Origin of the sequence: Veillonella sp. VA139, assembly GCF_003992005.1 — a bacterium.
GTDB lineage: Bacteria > Bacillota > Negativicutes > Veillonellales > Veillonellaceae > F0422.
Genome location: NZ_RQVL01000027.1, coordinates 22306 through 32103 on the forward strand (window position 1 = coordinate 22306; position 9798 = coordinate 32103).

The 9798-nt window shown below is 40.9% G+C and carries 6 protein-coding genes; 5 read left to right on the plus strand and 1 reads right to left on the minus strand.

Features of this window, described 5'->3' with window-relative positions:
• The first annotated feature begins 11 nt into the window (after nt 1-11).
• The 4 genes from EO125_RS08345 to EO125_RS09880 all read left to right on the plus strand — a co-directional run bounded on the left by EO125_RS08345 (nt 12) and on the right by EO125_RS09880 (nt 7629).
• A complete protein-coding gene (locus EO125_RS08345; protein ID WP_127148493.1) occupies nt 12-4286 on the plus strand; it encodes a translocation/assembly module TamB domain-containing protein in 4275 nt (1424 codons plus the stop codon).
• A gap of 13 nt (nt 4287-4299) precedes the next feature.
• Nucleotides 4300-4935 carry a sigma-70 family RNA polymerase sigma factor gene (locus EO125_RS08350; RefSeq protein ID WP_127148494.1) on the plus strand — a complete coding sequence of 212 codons (636 nt, stop codon included), beginning with the start codon at nt 4300-4302 and terminating at the stop codon, nt 4933-4935.
• 457 nt (nt 4936-5392) lie between these two features.
• Complete coding sequence (gene thrS / locus EO125_RS08355) at nt 5393-7303, plus strand: threonine--tRNA ligase (protein WP_127148495.1); 1911 nt, start codon at nt 5393-5395, stop codon at nt 7301-7303.
• Nucleotides 7304-7470: 167 nt separating this feature from the next.
• A complete protein-coding gene (locus EO125_RS09880; RefSeq protein ID WP_164726491.1) occupies nt 7471-7629 on the plus strand; it encodes a hypothetical protein in 159 nt (52 codons plus the stop codon).
• A gap of 167 nt (nt 7630-7796) precedes the next feature.
• Here the strand turns inward: EO125_RS09880 and EO125_RS08360 are convergent, their stop codons facing one another.
• Entirely contained in the window at nt 7797-8516 is a 720-nt protein-coding gene (locus EO125_RS08360) for an SIMPL domain-containing protein (RefSeq protein ID WP_127148496.1), read from the minus strand.
• A gap of 145 nt (nt 8517-8661) precedes the next feature.
• On the opposite strand from EO125_RS08360, the gene EO125_RS08365 reads away from it, so the two are divergent.
• On the plus strand, nt 8662-9402 hold the full coding sequence (locus EO125_RS08365; protein ID WP_127148497.1) for a nitroreductase family protein: 741 nt from the start codon (nt 8662-8664) through the stop codon (nt 9400-9402).
• Nucleotides 9403-9798: the final 396 nt, after the last annotated feature.

Genomic DNA, 9798 nt, shown 5'->3' on the forward strand with positions numbered 1-9798 from the left:
CGAGGTGAATCATGAAGAGGAAATACTGGCTACTAGGTGTTGTACTGAGTGGATGTGTAGCAGGCGTTGGATTCGGCTTACAACCACTGAGTGAAACTTATGTAGGACCCTATGTGCAAGAACAATTACATACAGCACTGAATGGAACTGTTTCCTATTCATCATTTCACATTGGCTGGGATGGATCCGTTCAAATGAAAGACCTTGTCGTAGACGATGCGAAAGGGCAACATGTACTCACTGCAGATGCATTGACGGTGTCTATTCAATGGCTAAAAGTATTACAATATCCTTTTGGGCAGGTATCACCAGATGCATTGCTGGGCACCATTACTGTTACCTCACCACATGTGAATGTGGTACAAGATGAACAGGGGCAATGGAATGTACTACAGTTAGTAAAGGAGCGAAAGTCAGATAGTCCTAGTCAATTTAGTGGACTGTTGCGATTAGAAAAAGGATCTATATCCTTATTCTTACCTCAGGCAGAACCATTGCAACTGTCAGATGTGAATGTCACTGTCTCAGGGGATGGTGGACGTATGCTAGATGGAGTTGTAGATGCTCAATTAGGAAAGGATCACATTCATTCCAAGTTACAATGGGCCTTGGATGACAGCGGTAATCGTTCGTTTTATGTGGAAACGCCACATTTAGATATAGCTCCTATAGTCAGTCGCATTTCACTGCCAAGTGCAGTAAGCTCTATGACGGGTGAGTTGACAGATATGGCGTTGACAGTAACACAACGTGGTGGCTTCTGGTATGGTGAAGGAGGACTTTCCTTCCAAAACGTGGGGACAACCATCCAAGACTATCGGTTAACATCTGGGAAAGGAACAGTTCAAATCCATGGAGATGTGTTGTTCTTGGACGGAATTGAAGCGAATGTGAATGAAGAATACCTCCGTATGAATGGTACTGTACACCATGTCTTTGATGAGGACCCTACATTACATGTAAAGGTAGGATTGAAAGAATGGAATCTAGCCTCATTTGATCAACTGCCGATGACAGGATATATTACGGCAGATGCACTCCTAACGGGTCCTGTGTCGAATGTAAAAGCCAGTGCCGATGTAGAGTTGCGAGATGTGGCCTATGAAGGAATCACAGTGAATCGTGGGAAGGCTCATCTTTCCTATGGAGACCAAGTCATTCATATAGGTGATGTAGAGTTAAATGTGCAAGGTGGAACCGTGAGGGGTACAAGCTCCTATCATATGGATACAGAAGATTTTTCAGCACAAGTAGAGGCGCGGAACGTATCCTTGTATGGATTGCCTGTTGGGGGATTACCTTCTGTACAGGGCACAGTGAGTGGGTCCTTAACCATTGAAGGGAAACAAGGGGCGATTTCCAATATAAATGGATCTGTACATGGACAGTATATTGAGTATCAATCTATCTTAGTGGATGCCTTGGATGCGAGCCTATCTTGGGATGGCGCACAGCTAATAGTGCCATATCTAAACGGTACTTGGGGTCGAGGTACTTTCACGGGTAGTGGTCGATTCGGTAATGATACATTTGGTATTAATTTACATGGCACTAATATTGGATTAGAACAATTCAATGAATGGAGCCCTAAACCGTTGGGGGGCACTGTTTCTTTGGAGGCTAACTTACAAGGGTCACTAGAGAATCCGACAGGAACGGTCATGATTGCTGGTGAAACGCTTTCCTATGGAACAACCAAGTTTGACCGTGCTTTTGTTAAGACTAAGTTAGAGGATAAGATCCTCCATATTCTTGAAGGTGATATGGAATATAGAAAAAGCACCTATAATCTAGACGGATTCATCCAGTTAGACGGTGCAATAGATATCAAAGGTTCTGCAAAGGATGTGCGTATTGAAGATGTGTTGCCAAACTTTACAGATATTCCTATGACCGGATGGCTTAATACGGATATTCATGTACAAGGGACATTGCAACGTCTGCAAATAGAAGGGCATCTGAAAGCTTGGGATGGATCCGTATATGGTAAACTATTTACATCCATTGAGGGGACCTATACATATCATGATGGGCATCTCCATTTGCCAAGGTTAGATATTAGTACCTATGGCTCCTCTATCATTGTAGATGGAGATATACAAGATAAGCACTTAGATATTAATTTTGTAGGCGATGCGGTGCCCATTGAACCATTCGTTCGTGATACGGGTCTCAACATGGTTGGCTATGTCGGTGCAGAAGGTCATCTCGGTGGCACTGTAGATGCCCCAATCTTTGAAGGAAAGGTGCAGTCCGATGCGATGCAGGTGAAAGATACAACGCTGCATGATATAGCAGGTTCTTTGTACATTACACCACAAGTAGTGCATCTGCAAGGGTTGACTTTCACTGGCAGTGGTACTAGCCGATACGAAGTAAAAGGTGGGGTTCAATTAGAGAATCCGAAACGCTTGTTTGGGTATGTGCGTGTCCGAGACGGTGATTTGCATCAATTATTAGCATTAACGAATGCACGAGTTCCTGATTTGAATGGAAAGTTGCAGGCTACCATTGAGTTAGGTGGTACTAGTGACAGTCCGAGACTAGACGTAAAAGGAACTCTGGAACATACTACGATTCGAGATGAAGTGGTAGGAACAGCTACGGTGGATATAGGCTATGGTGGGAGGACGATTAATATTCGAACTTTCAAATTGCCTATTAAAGAAGGCCTCATTGTGGGTAAAGGGAAAGCCGATTTGGATGGTGCTACGGATATTCAGTTGGTAGCATCGAAAGTGCCAGTACAAACCGTACTACCTCTCGTCACACAAGATGTAAAGGCACAGGGAAATTGGAATTTTATCATCAATGTGCATGGACTTACGAAATCACCAAAGGTAGAATTTTCCAGTGAAGTGGAACAAGCAGTCATCAATGGTATTAGCCTAGATCAGTTGAGTATCCTAGGAACCATGGAAGACCAAGTAGTGAATATCCAACAAGGAATGATAAAAAAATCAGACTCTTCTATTAAAGTTCGCGGCAAACTACCATTGGGAGCTTTTGTAACCAATGAATACGTGTCTGATGATATGACGAAACAGTTTGATGTGTACGTGGACATGAATGAGGCAAACTTGTCTGTTCTGCCATTGATGTTTAAAGAAGTGCAGACTGCTGACGGCGCTATTCATGGTGTTGTTCATGTGACAGGCAATTCGTCGAATATCCTCGCCAATGGCACCGTAGAGCTCGCTAATGGATCCATGAAATTACAATCGTTGAAAAAGCCAGTGACCCAATTAAAAGGACAGCTATTGTTCCGTGGCAATCATGTAGATATGACAGGGAGCACCACAATGGGTAAGGGTAATGCAGGCCTATCTGGCAATATTGGTTGGAAGGGGTCTGGCATTACGTCCTACTACGGTGCGTTGCAGATGAAAGGTATCGAAATTGGTCATGAGTTTTATACAGGTCCATTAGATGGTGAACTGTACATCGTAGACAAACAGGATATGCCGACCTTGGTGGGGGCTATCACATTGCATGATGTAGTAGGCTCGATTCCATTGAGCTTTGAAAGCTCAGATACATCCATTCCATTGGGACTAGACTTGACCATTAATGCGAAAGATAATGTACGCCTTTATAATCCATTGCTCTACGATATGTTCTTGCAAGGTAAGGTTACATTTGCAGGAACCGTAGGGGAACCAAAGGCGAGTGGTAAGTTATCCGTCAACAAAGGGTATGTCAAATATTTAAACAATCGCTTTAAAATCACAGAAGGGCAGGCTAAATTTGCCTCAGGCAGTATCATTCCTGAACTCAATGTGCGGAGTATGGCAAATGTGAAAAACTATCGTATTTCCCTACAAGCAGAAGGACCAGCTACACAGATGAAACTAAAATTGTCTTCTGAACCTAATTTGTCGGAGCGTCAAATCATATCCCTATTGACCTTTGGTCGCTCTGTGGGTAATACGAGTGGTGTTACAGCAGATGATGCGAATGCGTTACTCACATCTAGCTTACAGTCTTTGGCATTTGGTTATGTAGAAGATGTGTTGCAAGACACATTAGGATTGGACATGGTTAACTTTACCACTGGATCCTTGGATGGAAAAGACTCTCGTGATTTAAAAGAAAAAACGAATTTAAATGTAACCATTGGGAAATATGTGGTCCCTGACTTAATGATTACCCTTAGTAGTGGACTCAATAATACTCAATTAGCCTATGGTTTTCAGTATGATATCAATCGTAGTATTAGTGCTACAGGGTGGATTAATAATGAAAATAAGCGCTACTTAGGAGCACAGTGGCGCTATCGATTCTAAAGGAGGTGAAAGTATGCTCAATGATTATATTGCCAGCGTGGATACAATTGAATTATTAACCTGGGAAGAAGAACAGAAGCTCTGGAAGGCTTACGAAGAACAAGGAGACTTGGAAGCTCGTATGACAATCATTGAGCATTACCAACCTTTAGTATTGAAAGAAGCTAATGTGTATCAATCTTCTAAGGTAGATAGGATGGATTGCATTCAAGAGGGGACCATAGGGCTCATTGAAGCGGTAGAGAGATATGATTCTAAGAAGGGCGTTGCCTTTTCTCTCTATGCAGTGCATCGTATTCGTGGGCGCATCTTGGACTATCTTCGTAAGGAAGGTAAGGAAGGGATTGTACTACAATCGGAAACGGAAGATGGTGAAACTTGGTGGGAGCAATTACCTGCTGAAGGACCATCTACAGAAATCGTTTGCGAGGAACGCATGTATGGTGACATGGTCACATCGGCTATGAAACAGTTGCCCTTGGCGGAGCAACACGTAGTGGAAGAAGTCTATTACAAGGATCATAGTGTAGCCTCTATTGCAGATACCTTGGAATGCAGCCATAGTTATATCCATCGATTGCGAAGAAAAGGGTTAGTACGCCTTAAAGGCTTATTGGAAACAGCAAAAGAAACGTGGGATAAAAGTTAATTTTGGTGAATAGAACCTATCTGACTAGGAAGCACTACCTAAGTGTCAACCGATGCGTTGATGACAAGGGCAGTGCTTTTGTCTACAAGGATATATCGAAAATATTCCCTTGACATAGATAGGGTTTTTGTTTATTATAATTATATTATTATATAAGCAACAGTAATGCGAAGGACATGACCCTAACCATCTATACTTTCAGAGAAAGATACCTTGGCTGTGAGTATCTAGTGTAGACTTAGATGTTACCACCTTCAAACTGGTTCAGTGAAGGCTTAGCTTGTAATTGAATCCGTATGGACCCGTTATCGTCCGTAAGAGTGAGTCCTATGAATAGGGACTAACTAGGGTGGAACCGCGAGATCTTCGTCCCTTGTGTGGGAGAGGGTCTTTTTTTGTTGGTAAAAAGTATTGCCATTCCCAATGGCATGTAGTATTAGACCTAGGGAGGTAACCTATGAGTGAAGTAAATATCATTTTACCTGATGGAAGTTCTAAAGCCTTTGCAGCTGGAACTACATTGGGTGAAGCAGTAAAACAATTATCAAACAGTTTAGCAAAAAAAGTATTAGCCGCTGATGTAAATGGAGAATTAACAGATCTTCGTGAAGTATTGGTAGAAGGTTCTAAAGTAAGTTTTTTAACATTTGCAGAAGATGGTGGTAAACATGCATTCCGTCATACTGCATCTCATGTGATGGCGCAAGCAGTAAAACGCTTATGGCCGGATGCACAATTGGCCATTGGACCAGCTATCGAAAACGGTTTCTACTATGATATCGATATGGAACATAAATTGGTGCCAGAAGACTTACCAAAAATCGAAGCGGAAATGAGCCGCATTGTAAAAGAAAACTTACCTATTGAAAAAGTATTGATGGAACGCCAAGAGGCACTAGATTTCTTCGCAGCTAAACATGAAAATTATAAAGTAGAGTTAATCAATGATTTGCCAGAAGATGCAGTGATTTCTGCGTATAAACAAGGTGAGTTCACTGACCTTTGCGCTGGTCCACACTTAGCAAGCACTGGTAAAGTGAAAGCTTTCAAATTACAAAGTATTGCAGGTGCATACTGGCGTGGCGATGAAAAAAATAAAATGTTGCAACGTATCTATGGTACTGCCTTTGAAAAGAAAGAAGAACTAGAGGAATACTTACACTTGTTAGAAGAAGCAGCCCGTCGCGACCATCGTAAATTGGGTAAAGAGCTTGGCTTATTTGTCATCAAAGAAGAAGGTCCAGGATTCCCATTCTTCTTGCCAAAAGGTATGGCAGTGCGCAATGCCTTAGAAGATTTCTGGCGTGAAGTACATCATGATTATGATTACGAAGAAGTTCGTACTCCGATTATCTTGAGTCAACATTTGTGGGAAACATCTGGTCACTGGTTCCATTACCGTGAAAATATGTATACAACACAAATTGATGGAGCAGAATATGCTATTAAACCAATGAACTGCCCAGGCGGTATCTTGGTATATGCTAACGAAATGCATTCTTACCGTGATTTTCCAATTCGTATGGCAGAACTTGGTTTAGTACACCGCCATGAATTGAGCGGTGCCTTACATGGTCTATTCCGCGTACGTAGCTTTACACAAGATGATGCCCATGTATTCATGACACCATCTCAAATTAAAGAAGAGTTAATGAGCGTTATCGATTTATTCGGACGTATCTACTCTCAATTCGGTTTATCCTATCATGTAGAGTTGAGTACAAAACCAGAAGGTGCTATCGGCGACGATGCAATCTGGGAATTGGCGACAGAAGCATTGCGTGAAGCAATCGAAGCAAAAGGTATTCCATACCGTATTAACGAAGGTGATGGTGCGTTCTATGGTCCAAAACTTGACTTCCATATTCGTGACTCCATTGGTCGTACATGGCAATGTGGTACAATTCAATTGGATATGAACTTGCCAGAACGATTCAACTTAGAATACATTGCAGAAGATGGCCAAAAACATCGTCCAATCATGATTCATCGTGCTTGCTTCGGTTCTATGGAACGTTTCATCGGTATTCTAATTGAACACTTTGCAGGGGCATTCCCAACTTGGATGGCACCAGTACAAGTAAAAATCCTTCCAATCAGTGAAAAACATGTCGAATATGCTGAAAAATTACGCAAAGCATTTAAAGATGCCTATGTGCGTGTGGAACTAGATGATCGCAGCGAAAAAATCGGTTACAAAATCCGTCAAGCCCAAATGGAAAAAGTATCCTACATGCTTGTTGTGGGTGACAAAGAAGTGGAAGAAGGAAAAGTGGCTGTTCGTAAACGTGGCGTAGGCGAACAAGGTGCGATGCCTTGGGAAGAATTCTTGGCAAATATCAAACAAGAAATCAAAGATAGAGCTTAACTATATAAGATTAGCTTGTAATCCGAAATCTGTGAATGAATTGTTGCAACTAGTATTGTGTATACATTGAAAAATATCTTCCCAAGAGGGTATGTTTCATCATATAATAGAAAGAGAAAGAAATTGGACCTTCCCATTTCTGTGATTATGAGTCGAGGTGATAGAACATGATTACATTTGATGATGCAGAAAAACAAAAGCTAACTCCTGAAGAGTTGAAAGAATTAGAGAAACACAATGATATCAACGAATGGCCTTGCCCATTATCGGAAGATATGAAAAAGCAAATGCATGACAGCTTCAAAGTTGTGCCTAAGAAAAAATAAAAAAAGCCGTAGCGAACGATGAAAGTGCTCGCTACGGCTTTTCTATATACGAGAAGAAATGCCATATAGGACGTCTATATGTCTGTCAGATTATTATTAAAAGCAACCAAACCATTAAGAACGGATGAGTCATATATGTCTAATAACGATTATACAGTTAAGGGAGATTATTGCAAATAAAATACTACATTTGCTGTTTTGTTAGCAGACATATCCCCATTTTCTACAGGTGTAGAGGTGGACATCTCTACAGATTTTAAGGACAACATAGCATATCGTGGATTCACTTCCATGGTGTGAGTACGCGTAGTTCCTAAGTTAATAGATTTTACAGGTCCTACAGTATGACCTAAGGCGCGGGCAATCACTTCCGCTTGGTGGCGTGCATCACTAATAGCAGATGTAGATAATTGGTCTTCCATCTCTTGAGAGACATCGGTTTGGAATGTAAGAGAATTAATATCAGAAGCACCACTAGCAATTGCTGCGTCGATAGCTTTTCCGATAGAGGATGTGTCGTACACCTTTACTACAACAGTGTTGGTTACATGATAACCATTTAACTTTGAGTTACCATCGATATAATTGTAATTAGGGTTAATAGTGATGTTAGATGTTTGAATATTGTTCTTAGATATGCCTAAATGTTGTAAGGAAGAGATGAGTTTAGACATAACAGCATCATTTTGTGCTTTGGCAGCCTGTACAGAGGTATTTTCATTAGATACTCCTAAATTAAGTAGTGCATAGGATGGAGCAACTTGGCGAATGGCTTGGCCTGTGACGGAAATTTCCCCTGGTGGAATATCAGCAGCCATGGCTCCGACTGCAACCGATGTCATGAGTGCGCCGATAGTGAAAGCTTTCAAAAGAAATGAATGTTTCATAATGTTCTTCCTTTCTAATGTAGGTATATATTGACAAATAAAAATTAAGTACTCTACAATGATAAGTATGTAGGATAGTATATCTTGTATTGCTATTATACTATATAAATATTGTGAATGTACGATGAAAGTTAGGAGAAAAACAATGAACCCTATTGATATTATGTTAGACCATAAAAGTATTCGTCAATATAAACCGATGCGTGTATCCCCGCAACATTTAAGTATATTGTTAGATGTAGCGAAACGGACTGCTACCAGTATGGGGATGCAAACATTTAGTATCATCCGTATTGTGAACCTAGACATTAAAGCGGCTATTGCAGAGGTATGTAAACAAGATTATGTAAAAGATATGCCTGAACTGTTTGTATTTGTGGTAGATGCCTATCGGAATGCACAAATCATGAAAGAAAAAGGATTAGACCTTGATACAGCAAATGATGCAGATCGATTCTTTCAAGGGTGGACTGATGCTTGCCTAGCGGCACAAAATATGGTGACCGCAGCAGAATTGGCTGGATATGGTACAGTATATTTAGGTAGTGTATTAAATGATGCAGAGAAGATCATTGAAATTTTGAAATTACCTGAATTAACATTCCCTGTGGTAGGACTTGGCTTAGGTATGGCAGATCAAAAACCGGCATTAAAGCCGCGTATGCCAAGAGAGGCAAATGTATTTGACGATGCGTATAGCACATTTGAAAATTATCATGAACTACTAGAAGACTACGATGAAGAAATGAACCAATATTATGATCTTCGTAGCCCGAATTACCCATTGCCAAAATTTACAGATCAAGTAGTAGGGCGATTGAAACTGAAAGATGAAAAACGTAGTGCTTTGGTGCGAATGGCAGAAGCCCAAGGATTTCGCTTTTAATGCTATTCTGTTTTGCTTAAATGCTTGACTGGTGAAAGGGAAACGAGCAACATATTCCTTCTCAAGCTATACAGTGGTTATGCTTGTTCAGGAACATGTTGCTCGTTTCTGCATCTCGGCATTTAGGTAGAAAGAACGGCGCAAAACGTTCTACGTATGATGGCGCTACAGGGGATTATAGAACGTGTTATATTGTGCAAGGGGAACGAGCAATATATTGCGACTCGAACTGCTCCTGCGGTAGGTTTGTTCCGGAACGTGTTGCGTGTTTCTAGACTTATATATTTTAGTTCCATTCAGTGACTCAAAAAAATTGTGAGTTAGTGTAAAATGTTTGTGGGAAAATAAAATAGCAAAAGAAGGTCAACCTTTGTTACAATGAATGTATTCCAAAAA